17 protein-coding genes are annotated in these 24,097 nt (G+C 66.6%); 9 read left to right on the top strand and 8 right to left on the bottom strand.

Translation table 11 applies throughout. The features are described 5' to 3' along the window. Positions 1–139: 139 nt before the first annotated feature. The 4 genes from ACEPA4_RS15655 to ACEPA4_RS15640 all read left to right on the top strand — a co-directional run bounded on the left by ACEPA4_RS15655 (position 140) and on the right by ACEPA4_RS15640 (position 5,704). Positions 140–622, top strand: coding sequence for a DUF3574 domain-containing protein (locus ACEPA4_RS15655; RefSeq protein ID WP_021202058.1), 483 nt, complete (start codon positions 140–142; stop codon positions 620–622). Between the two features lie 36 nt (positions 623–658). Beyond that, a complete protein-coding gene (locus ACEPA4_RS15650; RefSeq protein WP_065185256.1) occupies positions 659–1,516 on the top strand; it encodes a hypothetical protein in 858 nt (285 codons plus the stop codon). Positions 1,517–1,642: 126 nt separating this feature from the next. Beyond that, on the top strand, positions 1,643–3,361 hold the full coding sequence (locus ACEPA4_RS15645) for a thiamine pyrophosphate-dependent enzyme (protein WP_065185255.1): 1,719 nt from the start codon (positions 1,643–1,645) through the stop codon (positions 3,359–3,361). A gap of 732 nt (positions 3,362–4,093) precedes the next feature. Then, positions 4,094–5,704: a hypothetical protein gene (locus tag ACEPA4_RS15640; protein WP_005418574.1), complete on the top strand. Its 1,611-nt coding sequence runs from the start codon at positions 4,094–4,096 to the stop codon at positions 5,702–5,704. 165 nt (positions 5,705–5,869) lie between these two features. Here the strand turns inward: ACEPA4_RS15640 and ACEPA4_RS15635 are convergent, their stop codons facing one another. Continuing rightward, positions 5,870–6,580 (bottom strand): glutathione S-transferase, encoded by a 711-nt coding sequence (locus ACEPA4_RS15635; RefSeq protein ID WP_065178917.1) that lies wholly within the window; start codon positions 6,578–6,580, stop codon positions 5,870–5,872. Between the two features lie 169 nt (positions 6,581–6,749). On the opposite strand from ACEPA4_RS15635, the gene ACEPA4_RS15630 reads away from it, so the two are divergent. The 3 genes from ACEPA4_RS15630 (at position 6,750) to ACEPA4_RS15620 (ending at position 10,995) form a co-directional block, all read left to right on the top strand. After that, positions 6,750–7,577 carry a DUF3014 domain-containing protein gene (locus ACEPA4_RS15630; protein WP_164093310.1) on the top strand — a complete coding sequence of 276 codons (828 nt, stop codon included), beginning with the start codon at positions 6,750–6,752 and terminating at the stop codon, positions 7,575–7,577. Positions 7,578–7,758: 181 nt separating this feature from the next. Beyond that, positions 7,759–10,344 carry an ATP-dependent chaperone ClpB gene (clpB, locus tag ACEPA4_RS15625; protein WP_065178915.1) on the top strand — a complete coding sequence of 862 codons (2,586 nt, stop codon included), beginning with the start codon at positions 7,759–7,761 and terminating at the stop codon, positions 10,342–10,344. A gap of 93 nt (positions 10,345–10,437) precedes the next feature. Further along, positions 10,438–10,995: a hypothetical protein gene (locus ACEPA4_RS15620; protein ID WP_235646283.1), complete on the top strand. Its 558-nt coding sequence runs from the start codon at positions 10,438–10,440 to the stop codon at positions 10,993–10,995. Positions 10,996–11,034: 39 nt separating this feature from the next. On the opposite strand, the gene ACEPA4_RS15615 is transcribed toward ACEPA4_RS15620, so the two are convergent. From ACEPA4_RS15615 to ACEPA4_RS15605, 3 genes are all read right to left on the bottom strand, one after another. Further along, entirely contained in the window at positions 11,035–11,835 is an 801-nt protein-coding gene (locus ACEPA4_RS15615; RefSeq protein ID WP_374082883.1) for a MipA/OmpV family protein, read from the bottom strand. A gap of 140 nt (positions 11,836–11,975) precedes the next feature. After that, positions 11,976–13,265: an ATP-binding protein gene (locus tag ACEPA4_RS15610; protein ID WP_065178912.1), complete on the bottom strand. Its 1,290-nt coding sequence runs from the start codon at positions 13,263–13,265 to the stop codon at positions 11,976–11,978. After that, the gene (locus ACEPA4_RS15605) at positions 13,262–13,999 is read right to left on the bottom strand and encodes a response regulator transcription factor (RefSeq protein ID WP_005418539.1); all 738 of its coding nucleotides are present in this window, start codon (positions 13,997–13,999) and stop codon (positions 13,262–13,264) included. Before ACEPA4_RS15605 ends, ACEPA4_RS15610 begins: the two co-directional genes overlap by 4 nt. Before the next feature lie 180 nt (positions 14,000–14,179). On the opposite strand from ACEPA4_RS15605, the gene ACEPA4_RS15600 reads away from it, so the two are divergent. Continuing rightward, a complete protein-coding gene (locus ACEPA4_RS15600; RefSeq protein WP_065178910.1) occupies positions 14,180–15,466 on the top strand; it encodes an O-acetylhomoserine aminocarboxypropyltransferase/cysteine synthase family protein in 1,287 nt (428 codons plus the stop codon). Between the two features lie 598 nt (positions 15,467–16,064). On the opposite strand, the gene ybaL is transcribed toward ACEPA4_RS15600, so the two are convergent. The 4 genes from ybaL to ACEPA4_RS15580 all read right to left on the bottom strand — a co-directional run bounded on the left by ybaL (position 16,065) and on the right by ACEPA4_RS15580 (position 21,820). Beyond that, the gene (gene ybaL, locus ACEPA4_RS15595) at positions 16,065–17,762 is read right to left on the bottom strand and encodes a YbaL family putative K(+) efflux transporter (RefSeq protein WP_065178909.1); all 1,698 of its coding nucleotides are present in this window, start codon (positions 17,760–17,762) and stop codon (positions 16,065–16,067) included. A 192-nt stretch (positions 17,763–17,954) separates the two neighbouring features. Continuing rightward, on the bottom strand, positions 17,955–18,836 hold the full coding sequence (locus ACEPA4_RS15590) for an XVIPCD domain-containing protein (protein ID WP_005418536.1): 882 nt from the start codon (positions 18,834–18,836) through the stop codon (positions 17,955–17,957). 9 nt (positions 18,837–18,845) lie between these two features. Continuing rightward, complete coding sequence (locus tag ACEPA4_RS15585; protein ID WP_005418535.1) at positions 18,846–19,154, bottom strand: hypothetical protein; 309 nt, start codon at positions 19,152–19,154, stop codon at positions 18,846–18,848. 278 nt (positions 19,155–19,432) lie between these two features. After that, the gene (locus ACEPA4_RS15580) at positions 19,433–21,820 is read right to left on the bottom strand and encodes a TonB-dependent siderophore receptor (RefSeq protein WP_065178907.1); all 2,388 of its coding nucleotides are present in this window, start codon (positions 21,818–21,820) and stop codon (positions 19,433–19,435) included. A 334-nt stretch (positions 21,821–22,154) separates the two neighbouring features. On the opposite strand from ACEPA4_RS15580, the gene ACEPA4_RS15575 reads away from it, so the two are divergent. After that, positions 22,155–24,020 carry an ABC-F family ATP-binding cassette domain-containing protein gene (locus ACEPA4_RS15575; protein WP_005418533.1) on the top strand — a complete coding sequence of 622 codons (1,866 nt, stop codon included), beginning with the start codon at positions 22,155–22,157 and terminating at the stop codon, positions 24,018–24,020. The last annotated feature ends 77 nt before the right edge of the window (positions 24,021–24,097 follow it).

Below are 24,097 nucleotides of genomic sequence, written 5' to 3'. Positions count from 1 at the left end.
TATCTTCGCGTGATGACCGGTGCGGATGCAAGCCCCTGCCGGTCCGGCATGAGCTGATGCCCGGTTGGCATCAGCACGCCGGGCCGGTGGCGCTGTACGCTGCCGGCTCGCCTTGTCCCCCTTCCCCGGAGCTGTACCGATGAAACACCTTGGCCTCGTCTTCGCCGTGCTGTTGGCCACCAGCGGCTGCGCCAGCCTCTCATCGCAGGCGCCCAGCGCCTATGCCACGGCCACTACCGCCGAACTGAAGGGCGACGCCGCGCGCCCGTCTTCCGCGCACGGCTGGGTGCGCAGCGAGCTGTACTTCGGCGTGGGCGAGGAGCAGGGCGCCGGCAACCGCCCGCAGGCCGACACCATCAGCGACGCGCAGTGGCGCACCTTCCTGGACAAGGAAGTGACCCCGCGCTTCCCGGATGGCCTGACCGTGTTCGATGCCTATGGCCAGTGGCTGTTCCGCGGCGATGCCGCGCCCAACCGCCTGCGCACCAAGGTGCTGGTGGTGCTGCATGAGGACACCCCGCAGCGCCGCGCCGATATCGAAGCGATCCGCCTGGCGTGGAAGCAGCAGACCAGGCATCAGTCGGTGCTGTGGTCGCGGCAGCCGGTCGAGGTATCGTTCTGAGCTGAAGGCGCCACCGCGGTGCCACAAGGACCGATGATGAAACACAGGGAATGCCTGCTGGGCCTGGTGTTGGCCGGCACGCTGGCACCGTCGGCGCAGGCCAGTGGCGACGACATCGAAACACTGCGGTTCCAGGTGGCCGCGCACGTGCAGGCGCACGCCGATCCCCAGCAGGATGGCAGCATCGCCGTGCAGCTGTCGCCGTCGGGAAAGCGCCAGACGCTGGCGGGCGCGGCGGATGCCGACGGCAATTCGCGCTGGGGTCTGGAGGACGTCGATTTCGATGGCTACCCGGAACTGGTCGCACGCGCCTCGGTGGGCATGGTCAATGAAGCGGTGACGGTGTATCGGTTCGATCCGGCCAGTGCTTCGTATCGCGTGCTGCAGGCCGACACCCACGGCAAGGACAGCTGCGGTGATCTGATGGGTCTGAGCGTGGACGTTGCCACCCGCACCCTCACCAGCAGTTGCCGCAGCGGGCCGATGTGGTACGCCGACCAGTACCGGTTCGCGGGTGCGAAGCTCTACCTGTACCGCGCCGAGCGCGTGTTGATGCTGGGCGACACATTGAACGCCGCGCTGCAGTGGGAGCAGACCGACGAGCAGGGTCCGCTGGCCGTCTGGCGCACCTATGATCCCGCCGGCCGTGTGCTGGAAAGTGCCATTGCCGATGGCCTGGGCGCACCGCCGGATGGACCGTTGCGCGGCCAGCAGGCCACCGTGGTACCCGCGCGGCTGTTCCTGTTCGACCGGCCTGGTGCGTCCAGCACCAAGCGTTACCTGGTGCAGGGCGATCGCGTGGAATTGCAGGATGAACAGAACGGCTGGGTGAAGCTGCGCTATCGCAGCCCGAATCACGGCGACGTGCTGGGCTGGATCAACGTCAACGACTAAAAGGGGACGGAGGGAATTAAGTCGTTTGTGGCACAAGCGACTTAATTCCCTCCGTCCCCTTTTTTTGCGGAGGCATCACTTCATCGGGTCTAGCCTCGGACGTTCCCCCGTTCGAGGATGTATCCGATGAGCAAGCGCGTAGCCGAAATCGTGGTGGACGCCCTGCAGCAGGCCGGTGTCCGCCGTTGCTACGGCATCGTGGGCGATACGCTCAACCATGTGACCGATGCGATGCATGGCAGCGAGATCGCCTGGGTGCACGTGCGCCATGAAGAAGTGGCAGCGTTCGCTGCCGGCGCCGATTCGCTGGTGAGCGGCGAGTTGACCGCCTGCGCGGGTTCCTGTGGTCCCGGTGGCCTGCACTTCATCAACGGCGTGTTCGAGAGCAACCGCAACCGTGCGCCGATGGTGCTGATCGCCAGCCAGGTGGTGACCAGCGAGCTGGGCATGGAATTCCCGCAGGAAGTGGATTTCAAGGCGGTCTATGGCAGCTGCACGGTGTTCTGCGAGCAGGTGCACAGCCCGGAGCAGGCGCGACGCGTGGTGGCCCTGGCCTGCCAGGCCGCGATCAGCCGCCGTGGCGTGGCGGTGGTGATCCTGCCGGCCGATATCAGCCAGGCCGAGGTGAAGCACGATGTGCCGTTCTCGGTGCATTACACCCAGCCGGTACTGCGCCCCTCCGACGCCGAACTGCAGCGCATCGCTGAGCTGCTGGGGCAGGGCAAGCGCATCGGCATCTACGCCGGTGCCGGTTGCCAGGGCGCGCACGCGCAGCTGCTGGAGCTGGCCCGGCGCTTGCAGGCCCCGATCGCGCATACCTCGCGCGCGAAGGATTTCGTCGAGCCGGACAACCCGTACAACATGGGCATGACCGGCATCTTCGGCATCGAGTCCGGCTTCCACACGCTGATGGAGTGCGACACGCTGCTGCTGCTCGGCGCCGACTTCGCCTGGGGCCAGTTCTACCCGGACAAGGCCACCATCATCCAGGTCGACCGCGATGGCAGCCACCTTGGCCGCCGCCACCCGGTGAACCTCGGCGTGGTCGGCGATATCGCACCGACGCTGGATGCATTGCTGCCGATGCTGCCGCCGCGCGAGGACGGCAGTTTCCTGGACGAGTGCATCGAGCATCGCGACAAGGCGCTGAAGAAGCGCGAACAGGAAGAGCAGCCGGGCGAAGGCGAATTGATCCATCCGCAGCACCTGACCGCGCTGCTCTCGAAGCACGCCACCGAGGATGCACTGTTCACCGCCGACGGCGGCTCGCCGATGGTGTGGGTGCTGCGCCATATCCGCGTGAACGGCCGCCGCCGCACGCTGACCAGCCTGCTGCACGGCACGATGGCCAACGCGATGCCGCAGGCGCTGGGACTGCAGAAGGCCTTCCCCGGCCGGCAGGTGATTTCACTGTCCGGCGATGGTGGGCTGGCAATGCTGCTGGGCGACCTGTTGACCGCGGTACAGGAGAATCTGCCGATCAAGGTGGTGGTGTTCAACAACGGCTCGCTGAACTTCGTCGAGCTGGAGCAGAAGGTGGAAGGCCTTCTGGATAACTACACCGACCTGAAGAACCCGGACTTCGGCCGCCTGGCCGAAGTGATCGGCTTCCATGGCCGCACGGTCACCCGCAGCGAGGATCTGGAGGAAGCGGTGCAGGATTTCCTGGCGCAGCGCGGCCCGGCATTGCTGGATGTGCACACCAGCCGCGCCGAGCTGGTGATGCCACCACAGATCGAGGCCAAGCAGGTCGCCGGCACGGCGCTGTATGCGGCCAAGGCGGTATTGAACGGCCGCTTCGACGACGTGAAGCATCTGCTGGTGGACAACTTCCTGAAGAAGTAGGGGGGGGGGCGATGCAGGGCTGGGCCCTGCACCTGCGGAGGTGAAGGTCGAAGCAACAGCAACAGCAACAGCAACAGCTGGGTATCCGTGGGATGGCGGGGTGGGTCCGGTTGCGGGGGGCGCTGCAAGTCCCCCTCCGGGGCCCGGCCCAGCCGCTGGCGGCTGTGCGTTCGGGCGCTTGCGAAGCAATGCTTCGCAAGCAAAGCGCCCTCACCCATGTAAGCTCGGTCGCCGCATCCATGCGGCTCACGCCCCCGCAACCGGACCCACCCCGGCTTAGACAGATCATCGCGATCTGCCGGTAGATCCACGCCATGCGTGGATAGCGTGGAAATGATCGAATTGTTCTTGTGGAGCCGAACCGTGCTCGGCTCAGAAGCTTCGCGTACAGCAGCCGAGCATGCGCTCGGCGCTACAACGAGAGCCTGCCTTTGCTTTTGATCTTTTGATTCTCTTCCGTGGCTGGCACGCGCAGGAAATTGTCAGGGGCCGGTCGGGTAGGTTGCGCGGGGGTGTCCGCGGCATGGATGCCGCGGCCAAGCCCCCTGGGATGGGTTTACGGCGTCCCCCGCGCCACCTACCCGACCGGCCTAACCCAGGAAATCGCCGTCCGCGACCAACCCAGCCACGAGGGGCCCCGCCGTTGGCTGGAACCCATCATTCCACGACGGAATTGGCGCCCAGGCGCCGCTGGGCCTACCATCGGCGGTCCCCACCCCCACCGCCCCTTCCATGTCCGCTCCCGCTTCCGCCGCACCGCGTCGCTGGTTCGTCGCCGGCGACTTCAACGGCTTCTTCGGCCTGGTCGTCGACAACCTTTCCATCCTCGGCTTCATCGCCATGGCCCTGGTCGGGATCTTCCAGTTCCCCGCCGACGTGGTGTTCGGCCGCATGTTCCCAGGCACGGCCTTCGGCGTGCTGATAGGCAATCTGCTGTACACCCTGATGGCACGCCGGCTGGCCGCGCGCAGCGGCCGTGACGACGTCACCGCCATGCCGCTCGGCCTGGATGCCCCCACCAGCATCGGCATGGCCCTGCTGGTGCTTGGCCCGGCCTTCATCGCGTTCAAGCAGCAGGGCATGGACCCGCACGCGGCGGGCATCGCCACCTGGCAGCTGGGCATGGCGGCGCTGGTCATCATGGGCGTGCTCAAGTTCGTGCTGTCGTTCTTCGGTGAAGCAGTCACCCGTGCGCTGCCGCGTGCCGCGCTGCTGGGTTCCATCGCCGGCATCGCGCTGGTGCTGATGGGCCTGTTGCCGCTGCTGGAGACGCTGCGCTCGCCGCTGGTCGGCTTCACCACGCTGGGCCTGCTGCTGTATGTGCTGATCGCCAAGGGCAAGCTGCCGGTGCGAGGCCCGGGCGTGCTGCTGGCCTTCGTGTTCGGCACCGCGCTGTACTACGGCCTGGGCCTGGCCGGGCTGGGCGCCCCCGGCTTCCATGTACCGGAGTGGGTGCCGCCGCAGGTGGTGCTGCCGCTGCCGACACTGGGCTTCCTCGACGGCCTGCCCACCGCGATGACCTACCTGCCGCTGCTGCTGCCGTTCGGCCTGCTGATGGTGGTCGGCGGCATCAATGTTTCTGAAAGCGCGCGTGCGGCCGGCGATGACTACCGCACCCGCGACATCCTGCTGGTGGAAGCGGTGGCTACGCTGGTGGCAGGCGTCTGTGGCGGCGTGGCGCAGACCACGCCGTACATCGGCCAGCCTGCGTACAAGCACATGGGCGCGCGCAGCGGCTATACGCTGCTGACTGGCCTGTTCGTCGGCATCGGCGGCATGCTTGGCATCATCTCCGGGCTGGTGCAGTGGCTGCCGCTGGCGGTGCTGGCACCGATCATCGTGTACGTGGCCATCGACATCACCACCCAGGCCTTCCAGGCCACGCCGCGCCACCATACCGGCGCGATGGTGTTCGGTTTCCTGCCGTCGGTGGCCTACCTGCTGGCGATCAAGGCACCCGGCTGGATCACACCGGATCAGCTGCCCCAGCTGCTGACCAAGCTCGACGGCCACGGCCTGCCGGAGCTGGCGGTGATCTTCACCCTCGGCAACGGCTTCATCATCACCTCGATGCTGTGGATTTCGGCGGTGGCGGCGATGGTCGATGGCCGCCTGCGCCGTGCCTGCGGCTTCCTGCTGGTGGCGGCGGTGCTGACCCTGTTCGGGCTGATCCACTCGGTGGATCCGCGCGGCGGCATCTACCTGCCGTGGGAGCTGGAAGGATTGGCGCGCATCATCAGTTTGCAGTTTGCCGGTGCCTACGTGGCCCTGGCGGTGCTGCTGGGCTTGCTGTCGCTGCAGAAGCAGCCGGTGAAGCCGCTGGGTGATCGCACCGACCATTGACCGGTGACGCCGGGCATGGTCCGGCGCTACCGCTTCTTCCACTTCTGGTGCTCTGTAGAGGCGAGCCTGCGCTCGGCTGCTCTGAGCCGAGCATGGCTCGGCTCTACAGGGGCGTGTTGCAGGCGGCGAATGCTTACAGCGCGCTCTGCCGGCCAGCGGCCGGCACTACCGCTCGGCGTCCAGCTCCGGGTAATGGCGGAAGATGCCATTCGTGTTGAATGCCAGCCGCCGTTCCGAGCCCAGGTAGGCGGCGATGTTCGGCCGCTTCGCCACCCGCTCCTGCAGCGCGCGCAGCAGGGGCAGGGTGGGGCCGAGTGCCTGCATGCGGCGCGGGAACATGTAGTCCAGACCACTCATCAGCTGGAACAGCGACAGGTCCACATAGGAATGCTCGCGCAGTGCATGGCGGCCACCGTTGGCGGCCAGTACCCGTTCGAAGTAGCCCAGGAACTTCGGCAGGCGCTCGCTGCGCAGCGACGCGGCACGTGCCTTGGCCTCGGTCTTCTGCTCTTCGTAGTATTTTGATGCGGCGATCGGATGGTGAGTGTCATGCACCTCGGCCACCAGGTCAGCGATGGTCAACTGCAGTTGCAACGCCTGCATCCGCCGCGATGCGGCCTGCGGCACCAGATCCAGCGTCGGGCCGAGGAAGTCCAGGATGGCGGCGACCTGCGCAATGACCTGGCGACCGGCCTTCAGGAACGGCGGCGCGAAGGGCTGCGCCCCGTCACTGCTGCCGTCGAGAAACGGTTGCATCACCGCATCACCGTGCACCCGCGCCATGTCGATGTAGTCGGCGCCGGCATCTTCCAGCGCCAGGCGCACGAACTCGCCACGGCCCTGGATACCGGTCCAGTAGTACAGCGCGTACTGCATGGCGGTGCCTCCACAGGAAAAGACCCACAGCGTCGCGCGGAGCACGCAAAGCAGGCGTGAGCGCGGCTTTGGCGTGGGCCGAAGCCGAACGGCAGCGGAACAGGCAGGGAACCGGCTGGAACCGGTGGGGTCACACCTTCTCCATGCGTGTGAAACGAGGTGCTGCATCATGCAGAGTGGAAAGGCGGTATGGCCCTGGGTGCTGGGTGTGGTGGTGATCGGCGGCGCGGGCGGTTGGTTGTTCCGCGATCAGCTGAGGCACCTGGCAGACGGTGCTTCGGTGCCGGTGCCGGTGCACTCAACCCCCGCCAGCACCAGCGCACCGCCGCAACCGCAGGCGGCCGCGGACCCCGCGCCAGCACCGCCGCCGATCAGGCATCCGCTGGACACCGAGGCCGCCGCTGACCCGGCGCTGCCCAAGTTGGCCGACAGTGATGCGGCTGCCTGGGGCGCATTGAGCCAGCTGTTCCAGGGCGAGGGCCCGATGACCCTGCTGCTGCGCGATCACCTGATCCAGCGCCTGGTCACCCAGGTCGACAACCTGGACAAACCAAGCGTGCCGCCGACGGCGCTGGCCGCACGGCCGCTGCCGGGCAACCTGCAGGTCGAGCCTGGCGAGGGCGGGGAACGCATCGCGGCAAGCAACTCGGCGCGTTACGCGCCCTATGTGCAGGCCTTCACTGCGCTGGATCCAGCGGCAACGGCTACGGCGTACAAGCGCTTCTATCCGTTGATCCAGCAGGCCTACGTCGACCTGGGCCGGCCCGAGGGCTACTTCAACGACCGTCTGGTGGCGGTGATCGACCATCTGCTGGAGACCCCGGAACTGGTGCAGGCGCCATTGGTGCAGCGTGATGAGCGCGGTCGCTACCGCTTCGTCGATTCCACCCTGCAGTCGCGCTCGATAGGCCAGAAGGCGCTGTTGCGCATGGACGCCTCGCAGGCGCGGGCGGTCAAGCAGCAGCTGCGGGCGATCCGCAGCGCGATCACCGGCTGAGTCCGCTCACCGCGCCGAACTGATCGGGATCAACGCGCCGACCACACCCGTTCCGGCATGCTGGCCGCAGGCTGACTGGCCTCGGGGTGCAGTCGCAGCCACCCTTGAAACGGGGTGGGGCAACCGCATCTTCCCAGCATCGCCGGCGCGGGCCGGCCCTGATGACCGATGAGGATTCGCAATGCGGATGGACAAGCTCACCTCGCGTTTCCAGCAGGCGCTGGCAGACGCACAGTCGCTGGCCGTGGGCCGCGACAACAGCATCATCGAACCGGTTCACCTGTTCAGCGCGCTGCTTGACCAGCAGGGCGGCAGCACGCGCCCGCTGCTGGCCCAGGCCGGGGTGAACGTGCCGGTGCTGCGCGAGCGCCTGACCGAGGCGCTGGATGCACTGCCGAAGGTGTCCGGCCAGGCCGGCAACGTCTCGATGGGCAATGACCTGGGGCGCCTGCTGAACCAGACCGACAAGCTGGCCCAGCAGCACGGCGATGCCTTCATTGCCAGCGAGTGGTTCGTGCTCGCGGCGCTGGAAGACGGCGGCACGCTGGGCATGGCGCTGCGCGCCGCCGGTGCCGACAAGACCCGCCTGCAGGCGGCTATCGACAAGCTGCGCGGCGGCGAGAACGTGCAGTCGGAGAACGCCGAGGAGCAGCGGCAGGCGCTGGAGAAGTACACCATCGACCTGACCGCGCGCGCCGAGAGCGGCAAGCTCGACCCGGTGATCGGCCGTGACGAGGAAATCCGCCGCACCATCCAGGTGCTGCAGCGCCGGACCAAGAACAACCCGGTGCTCATCGGCGAGCCCGGCGTGGGCAAGACCGCGATCGTGGAAGGGCTCGCCCAGCGCATCATCAATGACGAAGTGCCCGAAGGCCTGCGCGGCAAGCGTGTGCTGTCGCTGGACATGGGCGCGCTGATCGCCGGCGCCAAGTTCCGCGGTGAATTCGAGGAGCGCCTGAAGGGCGTGCTCAACGACCTGGCCAAGAACGAAGGACAGATCATCCTGTTCATCGACGAGCTGCACACCATGGTCGGCGCCGGCAAGGCTGATGGCGCGATGGATGCCGGCAACATGCTGAAGCCCGCCCTGGCGCGTGGCGAGCTGCACTGCATCGGCGCGACCACGCTGGATGAGTACCGCAAATACATCGAGAAGGACGCCGCGCTGGAGCGCCGCTTCCAGAAGGTGTTCGTCGGCGAACCCACGGTGGAGGACACCATCGCGATCCTGCGCGGGCTGAAGGAAAAGTACGCCGTGCACCACGGTGTGGAAATCACCGACCCGGCCATCGTGGCTGCCGCCACGCTGTCCAACCGCTACATCACCGACCGCCAGCTGCCGGACAAGGCCATCGACCTGATGGACGAAGCCGCCTCGCGACTGCGCATGGAGATCGATTCCAAGCCGGAGGAGCTGGATCGCCTGGAACGCCGGGTAATCCAGCTGAAGATCCAGCGCGAGATGCTGAAGAAGGAAAAGGACGAAGCCTCGCGGCAGCGCCTGGCCGACCTGGAGAACGATATCGACGGGCTGGAGCGCGAGTTCTCCGACCTCAATGAAATCTGGAAGTCGGAGAAGGCGGCGCTGCAGGGCGCCACCAAGATCAAGGAACAGGTCGAGCAGGCCAAGCTGGAGCTGGAAGCTGCTCAGCGCCGCCAGGATTTCGCCAAGATGAGCGAAATCCAGTACGGCCTGTTGCCGCAACTGGAAAAGCAGCTGGCCGCCGCGCAGGAAGCCGAGCACAAGGACTTCAAGCTGGTACAGGACCGCGTGACCGATGAGGAGATCGCCGAGGTCGTTTCGCGCTGGACCGGCATCCCGGTCAACAAGATGCTCGAAGGCGAGCGCGACAAGCTGCTGCGCATGGAAGAAGTGCTGCACAACCGTGTGGTCGGCCAGGAAGAGGCGATCAAGGTCGTCTCCGATGCGGTACGCCGCTCGCGTGCCGGCCTGTCCGATCCGAATCGTCCGGCCGGCTCGTTCCTGTTCCTCGGCCCGACCGGCGTCGGCAAGACCGAGCTGTGCAAGTCGCTGGCCGAGTTCCTGTTCGACAGTGCCGACGCGATGATCCGCATCGACATGAGCGAGTTCATGGAAAAGCACAGCGTCGCCCGCCTGATCGGTGCGCCCCCGGGCTACGTCGGCTACGAGGAAGGCGGTTACCTGACCGAGGCCGTGCGTCGTCGCCCGTATTCGCTGATCCTGCTCGATGAGGTGGAGAAGGCGCATCCGGATGTGTTCAACATCCTGCTGCAGGTGCTGGACGATGGCCGCCTGACCGACGGCCAGGGCCGCACTGTGGACTTCCGCAACACCGTCATCGTGATGACCTCGAACCTGGGCTCGCATCAGATCCAGGACATGAGCAGCGACGACAGCCCGGAGGCCTACACGCAGATGAAGGCAGCAGTGATGGGCGTGGTGCAGGCGCACTTCCGTCCGGAGTTCATCAACCGCCTGGATGACATCGTCGTGTTCCACCCGCTGGACAAGCAGCAGATCAAGCAGATCGCACGCATCCAGATGCGCGGGCTGGAGAAGCGCCTGGCCGAGCGCGGTTTGAAGCTGGCGGTCTCCGATGCGGCATTCGATCTGCTCGGCAACGTCGGCTTCGACCCGGTGTATGGCGCGCGCCCGCTGAAGCGCGCGATCCAGTCGCAGCTGGAGAATCCGCTGGCGCAGCAGATCCTGTCCGGTGCCTTCGTCAACGGTGACACCATCGAAGTCGGCAACGACGGGGGACGCCTGGTCTTCGCCAAGGCTTGAACCGGTGGCGCGCCTGCCCTGGCTGGCGCGCCACCAAAGCCCTGGCAAGGCACAATGATCCCGTTTCACTTTCGCAAGGACGAGGAGAACCGCATGGACGTTACCCGAAGGGTTTCACTCTGCATGGCGCTGGCGCTGGCGCTGGCGCTCGCTGCTGTTTCTGGACACGCTGCAGCCGTCGAACAGGTCCAGCTGCCGCCGATGAAGGGTTACCAGCAGGCCCACCAGAGCACCGACGCACAAGGCAACCGCATCACCGAGTACGTGCCGCAGGGCCAGACCGTGCAGGACTGGACCGACATGGTCACTGTCAATGATGCGCCGAACAGTGGCCATGTGAGTCCGCGCGAGTTCCTCGGCATCATCGAGGCGGGGTGGCGCATGGCCTGTCCGGCAGCGCAGAGCCACTGGATCCGCGAAGGCGAGGAGGGCGGACGGCCATTCGCGCTGCTGATGCTCAGTTGCCCGCTGAACCCCGGCACCGGCAAACCGGAGTTCACCTGGATCAAGGGCATGCAGGGCAGGCAGGGCTTCCACACCGTGCAGAAGTCGTTCCGCGCCGAGCCGGAGAAGGACGACGTCGTGCAGTGGATCGGCTGGCTGCGCGAGGTCGGCTTGTGCGGCAGCGGCGCCGCACAAGCCTGCCACTGATCGCAGCGAAAGAGGGCGCCCCGCGGCGCCCTTCATGCATCAGAAGCGGTGCGTATAGCCGCTCATCACGCCGAACTGATTGGCCTTCTGCACGATCGGGCTGTCGGCGGCATCGCCGAGCAGGCGCGTGCCTTCGGCCGAGATGTACCAGTTGCCATTACGGCCCACGCGGTGGCTCCACTTCAGGCCGACACCGGCGCTGACCAGGCCCGCCTTCGGTTTGTGCTCGGCAAAGCCGGTGCGCGCGGCCTGTTCCGGACTGACGCCGTACCAGGTCTGCATGTAGCCACGGCTGCCGTAGTCGGTGGAGACGCTGCCGCTGACCACGCCACCGGCCAGGTCGAACAGCGGCATGCTCAGGTTCAGGTGGATCTGCTGGGTAGCCAGTCCGTTCTCAGCCTTGTCCTCGTCCTTGCGGGTGAACTGCCAGGAGCCGCTCAGCACGGCCTCGCCCAGCGTATATCCAGCCGAGACACCGACCAGGGGACGGGTATCGATATCGCCCATGCCGCGCAGGAAGTCCGAACCGCCGAGCAGCGAATCCTTGTCCCTGCGGATACCGCTGGCACCGACATAGGCGCGCACGCGGGTGTGCTCGCCGAGGGTCGTGCCCCAGCCGATGCCACTGGTGCCCAGAAACCAGCCCCCCGGCGAGGTGACATCGAAGGACAGCGAAGGCGTCGCACGGTACTCCTCGCTGCCGCTGTAGCGCGGCGCCACGCCACCGCCGGCGGCGAGCTCGAAGGTCCAGTGGTCATCCTTGGCGTGGGCGATCGGGGCGGCGAACAGCGGCAACAGGGCCAGGTGGAGCAGGGCGGGGGAACGGCGAAGCTGGGACATGGAAACTCTCGACAATGGGAGGAAAGCAGCGCGCGCATCCGGCGAGTGCTGCAGGGTCGCTAGCGTGGCGATACGCCGGCGACCGATCCGTCCGCAGTTGTGCGGGAGTTGTAATCAACTGTAATTGCGCCCGTGGGCGTTCAGCTGGCAGCCAGCGGCCAGTGCATTTCCAGGCGTGCGCCGCCGAGGGCGGCGCGACCGATGCGCAGTTCGCCGTGGTGGCGTGCGGCAATGCGGCCGACGATCGCCAGGCCCAGGCCGAAGCCGCCGGTGTCGCGGCTGCGGCTGTCATCCAGGCGGGTGAACGGGCGGACCACCTTTTCGCGGTCAGCCTCGGCGATGCCGGGGCCGTCGTCGTCCACGCGCAGGCAGGCGCGCCCGCCCACACTCACCAGCGACACGTCTACCTGCGAGCGCGCGTGGCGCAGGGCATTGCCGACCAGATTGCTCAGCGCCAGCTGCAGCAGGCGCGGTTCCGCTTCCAGCCGAGGCAGGGCGCTGGGCTGCACGCGCAGCACCAGGCCGGCACGTTCGGCATCGCGGCGGGCATCGGCCAGGCAGGCCTGCAGCCAGTCGTTGGCTTCGATCCGCTGCATCGGTTCGCCCTCGCTGGGATGCTCCAGCCGTTCGTAGGCCAGCAGTTCGCTGACCAGCCGGTTGAGCTCGGCCAGGTCGCCATGCAGGCCCTGCGCCAGTCGTTCGCGGCGCTCGCGGTCATCGCTGTCCTGCATCAGGTCCAGGCCGAAGGCCACGCGCGCGATCGGCGTACGCAGTTCGTGGGAGATCGCATGGGTCAGGTCGCGCTGGCGCTGTACCAGTTCGGCCACGCGCGCGGCCATGCGGTTGGAATGGTCGACGATGACCCGGATCTGCGAGCGTGGCGAGACCTGCGCGCGTGCCTGCAGATCGCCGGCGCCGATGCGGTCGGCATGCACGCGCAGGGCATCCAGATCGCGCCAGAGCAGGCGTACCCAGGCGTACAGGCTGGCGCCGACCAGCAGCAGGATGCTGAGGTAGGCCGCGATGGTCATGTACGTGGTCATCTGCACCGCGCCAGGCACGCGCAGGTGCAACCAGCGACCATCGATGCCTTCGATGGGCAGCAGGACCTGCTGGTACTGATCGCGCACGATGAAGCCATCGGCCTGCACGGCTGCCTGTTCCTGCGGGGTCAGCGCGGGAGGCTTGTCGAGCAGGGTCAATGCGATGCCATAGTGCGGTTGCCACTGCTGCAGGCGCTCACGCTGCTGGCTACCGTCCAGGCCGGCCAGGCCGCTGCGCAGGGCGTACACCTGCCCGCGCACCTGCTGGACGAAAACGCGATCCTGCACGGGCGTATAGATGCTGTCGAGCACCCGGTTGAGAAAGAACACCGAGGCCAGGAAACAGGCGCCGGTGATGAACCACAGCCACAGGAACAGCCGCTTCATGCCGTCCAGGCCGACGGATTGAACTGGTAGCCGCGGCCCCACACGGTCTTGATCCGCCGCGGCTCGCGCGCATCGTCGCCGAGCTTGCGACGCAGCTTGCCGATGCAGACGTCAACGCTGCGGTCCAGGCCGTCGAAGCCGATACCGCGCACCGCCTGCAGGATCTGGTCACGGGACAGGATCTGCCCCGGCTGGCTGGCCAGCAGCCACAGGATCTCGAATTCGGTGGTGCCCACGTCCACCGTGGCACCGTGCAGGTGTACCTCACGCTGCATGCGGTCGATCAGCAGTTCACCGTGCATCAGCCGGCTGGGCGTGCCGGTGTTGCTGCTGCCGTGGCGGCGGCGCAGCAGGGCGCGCAGCCGGGCCAGAAGCAGGCGTGGTTCGATGGGCTTGTGCACATAGTCGTCGGCGCCCGATTCCAGGCCCAGCACCTGTTCGATGTCGTCCTCGCAGGCGGTCAGCATCAGGATCGGCACATCGGAGAAGCTGCGGATCTGGCGGCACACGTCGATGCCGCCCAGGCCGGGCAGCATCAGGTCCAGCACCACCAGCTCCGGCGCGTGCTGGCGGCAGGCCGCGCCGGCCAGATCGCCGCGTGCGATGTGCTGCACGGCGAAGCCATGCTGGTGGAGGTAGTCGCTCACCAGTTCGGCCAGGCGACGGTCGTCCTCTACCAGCATGACCGACGTAGGCGAACTGCTGGTGGTGGGATGCCAGGGCGATGGCTGCATGGGTGGGGCCTCCGTGCCCGGGCAGCAGCGCCCGGCGGCGCAGCCTAGCAGCGCCCCATGACGACTGCCTGAATCGCGGCCAACCTGATAACCGCCGGTACGGGCGTCATCGCCAGTGGCTTTCAGTGGCGGGCGCGGGCTGGCCTATGGTGGCGGTTTCCCCGGATGGAGCCTGGTGCAATGAGCGAACCGCAGTGGCAACTGGAAACCCTGGCCGTGCACGGTGGCTACCGTCCCGACCCGACCACCCGCGCGGTGGCGGTGCCGATCTACCAGACCGTGGCGTATGCCTTCGATGACACCCAGCACGGCGCCGATCTGTTCGACCTGAAGGTGCCCGGCAATATCTACACTCGCATCATGAACCCTACCACCGACGTGCTGGAGCAACGCCTGGCCGCACTGGAAGGTGGCATCGGTGCGCTGGCGCTGGCCTCGGGGCAGGCCGCGATCACCTATGCCCTCCAGACCATCGCCGAGGCCGGTGACAACATCGTCGCCTCCAGCGCGCTGTATGGCGGCAGCCTCAACCTGCTGGCACACACGCTGCCGCAGTATGCCATCCAGGCGCGCTTCGCCGACCCGGCCGATCCTTCTGCGTTCGCCGCGCTGATCGACGAGCGCACCAAGGCGGTGTTCGTCGAATCGATCGGCAACCCGCGCGGCAACGTCACCGACATCGCCGCCATTGCCGAGGTCGCGCATGCCGCGGGTGTGCCGCTGATCGTCGACAACACCGTGGCCACGCCGTTCCTGCTGCGCCCGTTCGAGCACGGTGCCGACATCGTCGTGCACTCGCTGACCAAGTACCTGGGTGGCCACGGCAACAGCCTCGGCGGTGCAATCATCGACTCCGGCCGCTTCGACTGGGCGGCGCAGCCGAAGCGTTTCGCCCGCCTCAACCAACCCGACCCCAGTTACCACGGCGTGGTCTATACCGAAGCACTGGGGCCGGCGGCCTACATCGGCCGGGCGCGGGTGGTCCCGCTGCGCAATACCGGTGCCGCGTTGTCGCCGTTCAATGCGTTCCTGATCCTGCAGGGCATCGAAACCCTGGCCCTGCGCATGGAGCGCATCAACGCCAATGCACTGGCCGTCGCGCAGTTCCTGAAGGCGCACGACAAGGTCGCCTGGGTGCGTTACGCGGGATTGGCCGACGATCCCGAGCATGGCGCCGCGCAGCGCTATCTGGGTGGGCACGGCTCGGGCGTACTGACCTTCGGCCTGCCCGGCGGCCGTGAAGCCGGCGCGCGCTTCCTCGATGCCCTGAAGCTGTTCACCCGCCTGGTCAACCTGGGTGATGCGAAGTCACTGGCCACCCATCCGGCCTCGACCACCCATCGCCAGCTGGATGCCGCGGAGCTGGCCAAGGCCGGCGTCAGTGAGGACACCGTGCGGCTGTCGATCGGCATCGAACACATCGGCGACCTGCGCGCCGACCTGGAGCAGGCCCTGGCCGCCGCCTGATAGCCACGCGCTTGGTCGTCATCGCCACAGGCGATCACCGCCGGCCACGCGATGCGCTAGGGTGGAACTGCCTCTCCAAGGCGTGGCAATGTGGCGATCCAGATCCCCGGTCGATGCGGGTCGACCGGGGATTTTTTTGTTTCCGGGGTCAGATCCGTTTTCCTGTGGAAAACAGATCTGACCCCATGTGCCGACGGTCGGCATCAATCCTGGTAGATCCACGCCATGCGTGGATGGATCACCATCGGAATCGAACATTCCGACAGTTCATCAAACAGCATCCACGCATGGCGTGGATCTACTGCAGAACGCGGGAAATTGTCGAAGGCGGGGTGGGGCCGCTTGCGGGGGCGTGAGCCGCATGGGCCCGAGGCATGCCTCGGGCGGGTTGGGCAGGACGCCCAACCCCGGTCTTGCCGTGTGCGCAGGATTGCGCACACGAGCAAGCGGCGACCGAGCTTACATGGACGTACTTGCAGCGGCCGCTGCAAGCGGACCCACCCCGCGATCCCACGGAATGCCAGCTTTTGCTCTTGTCGTTGCCGTTGCCGTTGTTTGGGCAGGTGCAGGGCTGCAAGCCCTGCCGCAAGCACACCCCTCATACAACAGGAATGTTGTGCTGCCTCAGGTTCCGGTACGGCGGCGTGGACATGATCATCTCCGCCAGCGAATAGGCCAGCTCGCGCTCGGCCATCACCGTGCCATCGGCACCGTGCTCCAGCAGATGCTTCACTTCGGCATCGCTGTGCGCACGTGCCAGCAGGGTCAGGTCCGGGTTGATCGCACGCAGCTTGGCCAGTGCCTCGCCGGCTTCCAGCGGCTGTGGGATCGCCAGCACTGCGATCTTGGCCCGCTCCGGATGGGCCTCGGCCAGCACCCGGTCGGCGGCGGCGCTGCCACGGATCGCTGCCAGGCCCCTGGCGTGCGCCTGCTCGACGTGCTCCTTGTTGTCATCGATCACCAGCACCGGCACGCCGCGATCGCGCAGTACCTGGGCCAGCTCGCTGCCCACCCGGCCATAGCCGATCACGATGGCATGGTCATGCAGGTCGCGCGACGGGCCGGTCGCCTCCTCCGGCTCCGGCGTTTGCGGCTGCTTTTCCTGTTTGGCCTGCCATCGGTCGAGCAGGCCGAACACCAGCGGGTTGAGCATGATCGATACCAGCGCGCCGGCCAGCACCAGCGACTGGCCTTCCTTCGGCAGGATCTGCAGCGCCACGCCGAGGCCGGCGATGATGAAGGCGAACTCGCCGATCTGGGCGAGGCTGGCCGAGATGGTCAGCGCAGTGCTGGTCGGGTGGCCGAACGCACGCACGATGAAGAACGCGGCTGCCGACTTGCCGAACATGATGATCAGCACCGTGGCCAGCACCTGCCACGGATGCTGGACGAGGATGTTGGGGTCGAACAGCATGCCGACCGAGACGAAGAACAACACCGCGAACGCATCGCGCAGCGGCAGCGAATCGTGCGCGGCCTTGTGGCTCAGTTCCGATTCGTTGAGCAGCATGCCGGCGAAGAACGCGCCCAGCGCGAACGAGACGCCGAACAGCATCGCCGAGCCGAACGCCACCCCCAGCGCGATTGCCAGCACCGACAGGGTGAACAGTTCGCGCGAACCGGTACCGGCGATACGTTCGAGGATCCAAGGGATGACCCGGCGCCCGACCACCAGCATCACCGCCACGAACAGGCCCAGCTGCACGAAGGTCCAGCCGATGTCGGCCAGCACGCTGCCCAGCGAGTGCGACTCCTTGGCCGCGTCGGGGCCGAACACACCGGCCATCACCGGCATCATCACCAGTGCCAGCACGCAGGCCAGGTCTTCCACGATCAGCCAGCCGACCGCGATCTTGCCGCGCATGGTTTCCAGCAGACGGCGTTCCTCCATCGCCCGCAGCAGTACTACGGTACTGGCCGTGGCCAGCGAGAAACCAAAGATGACACCGTGAATGGCCGGCCAGCCCATCAGCGAGGCCACGCCCCAGCCGAGCAGGGTGGCCACCGCGATCTGGCCGATGGCGCCGGGGATGGCGATGGCCTTGACCGCCATCAGGTCCTTCAGCGAGAAGTGCAGGCCGACGCCGAACATCAGCAGCATCACGCCCAGTTCGGCCAGCTGGTTGGCCAGCGCCTGGTCGGCGACGAAGCCGGGGGTGAACGGGCCTACGCAGATGCCAGCAACCAGGTAACCGACCAGGGGAGACAAGCGGAGCTTGTTGGCCAGCGCGCCGAAGATGAAGGCGAGCCCCAGGCCAACGGCCACGATGTTGATCAGGTCGGTGTCATGGTGCATCGGCACTCGCAGGAAATCGGGGGTGCCCCGATTTTCACCGATGAGGCCAGATACGGCAAACCCGGCCAGCGTATCGGATCGTTGCGTGGGCGGCTTGTACGGGCGAGATATCAAGCCTTGTTGAGAGATGGCAGGCCCTGGCGGGCCGAATGGTGCCTACCTATGGGGGGCTCCAGGCGTAGCCGTCGATGATCACACCATCTGCCGGCGCTGGGTCTCTTCAAGGGCAGGCTCGGCCTGCTGCGGCGAGGCGGCCAACTGCTTGTCCAACTGATGAATCTGCCGCAGCGACTCCGCAACGGATGGCTGAAGGGCCGTTTCAATGTTGATGGGGGCACGCAGATGGCCCGGGTCATCCAAGGCTCCTTGAATGACGAAGATGTTCTCCGGCCTTGGGGGCTGACCAGTCGGCAAGCCCAATACCACATGGTCGATCCGTTCCAGACCTTGTGCCCGGGCAAGTTGGGTGAGGCTGGCCGCCATGCGTTGGCTGGATTCATCAGATGTGCGACCCAGCGATGCGTCCAGCGCATGGACGCCGGCGAGTGCCTGCTGGTGAAGCGATGCCGAGGCATCGCTCAGCGATGGGATGCTGGTTTCCGGCCGTTCGGTTGCCGGTTGCGGCTGCGAAGGACTGGTGGGCCGCACGCGCTCTGCCTTGCGAATGGACTCGATCAGCTCCCGCGGCGTATCGGTGAACAGCAGTTCGCCTGCATCCAGGGACTGCCCAGTAACCTTGTTCACGGTACTGGTCGCCCACGATGCGCAGGTATTGCCATATGACCAGGTGACATTTTCGCCCAAGGCCTGGTCAAGTCGCTTGACCTGCTCGGGAGTCAATTCGTAATAGCGTGAGGCCGAAGATGTGGCCCGGGCTTCCATGCCTTCGCGGATGTCCGAACCTGGACCATTGTCCTCAACGAGTGGATGGTTGTCTGGCCACAGGCCATGGAACGTCGTATGGCCGTTTCGCGTCACCGAGATCCAGGCGTGGCCGTCCACGAACTGATTGAACGACCCCTGTGTATTGGGGTCTACGTGACTATGGATGCCGAGGACAACCTTGTCGCTCATGGGATGCCCTTACGGAAAAATCTGTGTTTCGCCATCGGCGTACAGCATCACCACGCGCGGCGCCATCAAGGGAATTTCCTGACGGGCCGGGCCAGCAGGTCCGGGCTTCACGTCGCGCCGCAGCATGGTTGTGCATTGGCCGGATATGGGACAGCGATCGACAACGACTTTCATGGTGTCCCCTTCCACGACATAGCTCATCCCTGCCGCGTAATACATGCTTTCCATCGGTTCATTGAACTGGACCTGGAGCTTCGACGCGGAGAGCTGGGTGACGACGACCGGCTCTAGGCTCGATTTGGAATAGCTGGGTTTCACGTGATCTCCTGAACACCCTGACAGGGGGGCCGCCAGCGCAACCCACGCGAGCGCAGCGTACACATGGCGGCGAGTGATGCAGGCTCTCCTCACGGAGCGGCTCCTTCGTTGGTCCGCTGATTATGCACGGGACGGCCTATGAGGCGCGTGCAACAGAGCACAGCCTGGAAACCGGGTGCAGGAGCCGGCAACGATATACGGTCAGGACCGCGCCTGCCCCGAGGTCGCCGGCGGTGTGTGGAGCAGCGCCGGGCAGGGCACGGCGCCCCCATTACCGCTTACCAGGTGTACTTGATCCGCCCGTACACATACGCGCCGTTGAAGCCGAACGGCGAGTAGTTGCTGTACGGCAGCATGCCGAAGGTGGAGTTCTGCAGGTCTTCGGTGCGGTCCGGGTACTTGTCCAGCAGGTTGTCGGCGCCCACGGTCAGGGTCCAGTTGCTGCTCGGCTTGTAGCTGGCCGAGGCATCCACCACCCAGGCATCGCCGTAGGTCTGGTCGCGCAGCGCGGTTGCCGAGTTGCGCACGGTGAACTTGCCGTAGCGGGTTGCGGCCAGGCCCAGTTCCCAGTGGTCCGAACGCCAGGTGCCGCTCAGGATCGCCTTGTCGCGCGGGTAGCTGTCCTCGATGCGACCGATCTCATCACGGCCGATCAGCGACTGGGTCAGGCCCAGGGTGCCGAACACCGCCGGAGTGCCGCCGACACGGCGCACTTCGGTGTCGTTGTAGCTGTAGGCGGCGGTCAGCTCCAGGCTGCTGGCGCTGAACGGCACCGTGTAGCTGGACACGAAGTCGACGCCACGGGTGCGCGTATCCAGGCCGTTGGTGAAGTACGAGAACGCAGTCACCTGCGGCAGGCCCAACCCGGCCAGCAGGGCACTGGAGGCCGCGTTGGTAGTGATGCTGGACGACAGCGCGATGCGGTCATCGATGTCGATCTGGTACGCATCGACGGTGATGTACAGGCGGTCGACCGGCTGCAGTACCAGGCCCAGGCTGTAGGAGGTGGAGGTCTCGGCCTTCAGCGGCGAGGCGCCCAGTGCCTGCGCGGCCGGGCTGGTGGTCGGGAAGGTGCCGCGCTCGACGAACACGCCGTTGAGGAACTGGCTGGTGACCGCCTGGTAGCCCTGCTGCGCCAGCGACGGTGCACGGAAGCCGCTGGAGGCAGTGGCACGCAGCGCGACCTTGTCGGTGAACGCATAGCGCGCCGACAGCTTGCCGGAGAAGCGGTCGCCGAAGTCTGAGTAGTCCTCGTAGCGGCCGGTGATGCCGGCCGAGAACTTCTCGGTCAGGTCCGCTTCCAGGCCCGCATAGACCGCGTAGTTGTGGCGGTCGGCATGCACTTCATTGGTCGGGGTGAAGCCGGCGAAGCCCTGCGCGCCGCTGCCGGTGTACGAGTTCAGTTCGCCCGGGTTCTGGTCCCACTTCTCCTTGCGGTACTCACCGCCGAAGGACAGCGTGACCGGGTAGGCAAGGCCCCAGTCCAGCGACTTGGTCAGGTCGGCGTTGAAGATGTCCTGCTGGTACTTCAGCGTGCCGTCGTAGAACGAGCGCGGGCTGGTCGCACCGAGGCTGTAGTTGATGCTGTTGCGGGTGTGGAAATCGAGGGTGTTCTCGCCGTGGTTCAGGCTCAGGTCCCAGGTCCAGCCGCTGTCGGTGTTGCCCTTGACCCCGGCCACCAGCGAGCGGTCCTTGGAATACTGGTTGATCTCCGGCACGTAGCCGTCCGGATAGGTCTGCGCCAGCAGCGCGCTCTGCCCGCTGTGGTTGCGCGAACGGTAGAACGCAAACGAGGTGATGTCGCGATTGCTGAGCAGCGCGCTGGCGTAGCCGGTCACGTGGTCGCTGAAGTCGAAGCTGGCGTTGGCCGACGCAGCAGTGGCATCCACGCGCGGGTCGCCGACGATGAAGGTCTTCTGGCCGATGCTGGGGAAGTTGCCGGTGTTCGGCGTGGTGCCGCGGTACGGGCCGGCGCGGTTGCTTTCATCCTGCTGGCTGATCTGGCCGGCCACGTGCACGCGGCCTCGGCCGTTGCCGAACTCGACGCCGGTATCGCCGGAAAGCTGGTACTTGTTGCCGTCGCCGGCGGAGTACTGGCCGTAGTCCACGGCCAGGCTGCCGCCACTGCCGCTGCCCTTGAGCACGATGTTGATGACGCCGGCAATGGCGTCCGAGCCGTACTGCGCCGACGCGCCGTCGCGCAGCACTTCCACGCGCTCGATCGCGGCGATCGGGATCGCGTTGATGTCCACCGCAGACGAGCCGCGACCGATGCTGCCGTTGACGTTGATCATCGCTGAGGTGTGGCGGCGCTTGCCGTTGACCAGCACCAGCACCTGGTCCGGCGACAGGCCGCGCAGTTGCGCCGGGCGCACGCCGCTGGTGCCGTCGGTCAGTGCCGGGCGCGGGAAGTTCAGTGAGGGCAGGGCGCGTGAAAGGGCGGTGGCCAGTTCGCTGGTGCCGGTGGACTGCAGCGCTTCGGGGGTGATGATGTCGATCGGCGACTGCGATTCGGCGACGGTGCGGTCGGCCACGCGGGTGCCGGTGACGATCACGGTGTCCAGGGTATTGGCGGCGGTGCCGGCCTGCTGGGCGGCGGCGACGAACGGAGAGCCACCGAGTGCGACAGCGACGGCGGCGGCGATCAGGCTGGTCTTGCGGGTCATCGGGATGGGCTCCGGTTGGCGGGGGCGGCACCGGAATCGACATCACGTGGGTGAGGCGGACGGCGGTTGTTGCGGTGCGCAATACAGCAATTAACGGGATATTCAGTGCCTGTCAAATGCCGGTCATCGGAAAAAACGTTGCAGCAGCAACCATTTAGCCCGGACAGGCATCGGCGGGGAGGAGACCCGGGACGCGCGCGGCGAGGACGTGGGAGAGAGGAACGTCGGCCACTGCGCATCCCGGGACGCGTCAAGTATTCGTTAACGCTAGAATTGCGTCGCAGGAACAGTGCTCACCAGCACATTCCATCCGGTTATATGGACCCCTTCCCCGATGATCTCCCTTCGTAATTTCGCCTTGCGCCGCGGCGAGCGGCTGCTGTTGTCCAATGTCGACCTGACCCTGCACGCCGGTTACCGGGTAGGTGTGGTCGGCCGCAACGGTGCTGGCAAATCCAGCCTGTTCGCGGCGGTGAAGGGCGAACTGGAGGCCGACAAGGGTGACGTCGACCTGCCCGGCAAGGTCCGTATCGCCAGCGTGGCCCAGGAAACTCCGTCGCTGCCGGACCCGGCGCTGAGCTTCGTGCTGGGCGGCGATACCGAGGTGGCCGCGGTGCTGGCCGAAGAGGCCGAGGCGACCGCCCGCGAAGACTGGGAGGCGGTGGCCAACGCACACACGAAGATGGCCGAGATGGGCGCCTACGACGCCGAAGCGCGCGCCGGCAAGCTGTTGCACGGCCTTGGTTTCCCGGCCGAGACCCACCACCGCGCGGTGTCCTCGTTCTCCGGTGGCTGGCGCGTGCGCCTGAACCTGGCCCGCGCGCTGATGATGCCCAGCGACCTGCTGCTGCTCGACGAACCGACCAACCACCTCGATCTGGACGCGGTGTACTGGCTGGAACAGTGGCTGCTGAAGTACCCGGGCACCCTGCTGCTGATCTCGCATGACCGCGAGTTCCTCGACAACGTGGCCACCCACACCCTGCACCTGCACGGCGGCGGCGCCAAGCTCTACCCGGGCGGCTACACCGATTTCGAGCGCCAGCGCGCCGAACAGCTGCGCCAGCAGCAGATCGCGCACGAGAAGGAGCAGGCCGAGCGTGCCCACCTGCAGAGTTTCATCGACCGCTTCAAGGCGCAGGCCAGCAAGGCCGCGCAGGCGCAGAGCCGCATGAAGCGCCTGGCCAAGCTGGCCGGCACCGAAGCGGTGCGCGCCGAACGCGAGTTCCGCATCGAGTTTGCGCCGCCGGCCAAGCTGCCGTTCTCGCTGATCCGCCTGAATCACGTCGAGGCCGGCTATGGCCAGGACGCAGTGATCCTGCACAACGTCGGCTTCGGCCTGGAAGCGGGCCAGCGCATTGGCCTGCTCGGCCCGAACGGCGCCGGCAAGACCACCCTGGTGAAGACCCTGGTGGGTGAACTGGCGCCGATCGTCGGTGAGCGCATGGCGCACCCGGACCTGAAGATCGGCTACTTCGCCCAGCACACGGTGGAGTCGCTGCACGAAGGCCAGTCGCCGATGGAGCACTTCCGCGAGATTGCGCCGGATGCGCCGAACCAGTCGTTCCGCGATTTCCTTGGCAAGTGGAATTTCCCCGGCGACCGTGCGTTCGAGCCGGTCGATGGTTTCTCCGGTGGCGAGCGCGCGCGCCTGGCGCTGGCGCTGATCGCCTGGCAGCAGCCGAACGTGCTGCTGCTGGACGAACCGACCAACCACCTTGACCTGGAAATGCGCGAAGCGCTGGCCGAAGCGCTGGCCACCTTCGAAGGCGCGATCGTGATGGTCTCGCATGACCGCCACCTGATCGGCCTGGTCTGCGATACCTACTGGCGCGTGGCCGATGGCGTGGTCGAGCCGTTCGACGGTGACCTGGATGCATACGCCGCGTGGCTGCGCACCCGTCCGCAGGCGCAGGGCACGAAGGCCCGCATGGAGCAGGTGGAAGAGCCGGTGGTGGTCAAGACCGCCCCGGTGGCACAGGTGGTGCAGAAGAAGCCCGTGAACCCGCACAAGCTGGCCGCCGCCGAGGCCAAGGTGGCCGAGCTGGAAGGTGTGCTGGCCGAGCTGGACCGCCAACTCGCCGACCCGGCCAACTATGCCGATGCCAGCCGCATGGCGGTGATCGGCCGTGACCGCGAAACCGCTGCCGCGCAGCTGGAAAAGGCCGAAGCGGCCTGGATGGAACTGCTCGAGTCCTGACCGGTAGTGCCGGCCGCTGGCCGGCAGCGCGATGCGCCCACAACGATCAAGGGATTGCCGGCCAGCGGCCGGCACTG

It is taken from the genome of Stenotrophomonas sp. P2112 (assembly GCF_041897515.1).
Taxonomy (GTDB): domain Bacteria; phylum Pseudomonadota; class Gammaproteobacteria; order Xanthomonadales; family Xanthomonadaceae; genus Stenotrophomonas; species Stenotrophomonas sepilia.
Note: the sequence above shows the minus strand (reverse complement) of the source record. Positions and strands in the feature narration are given on the sequence as shown.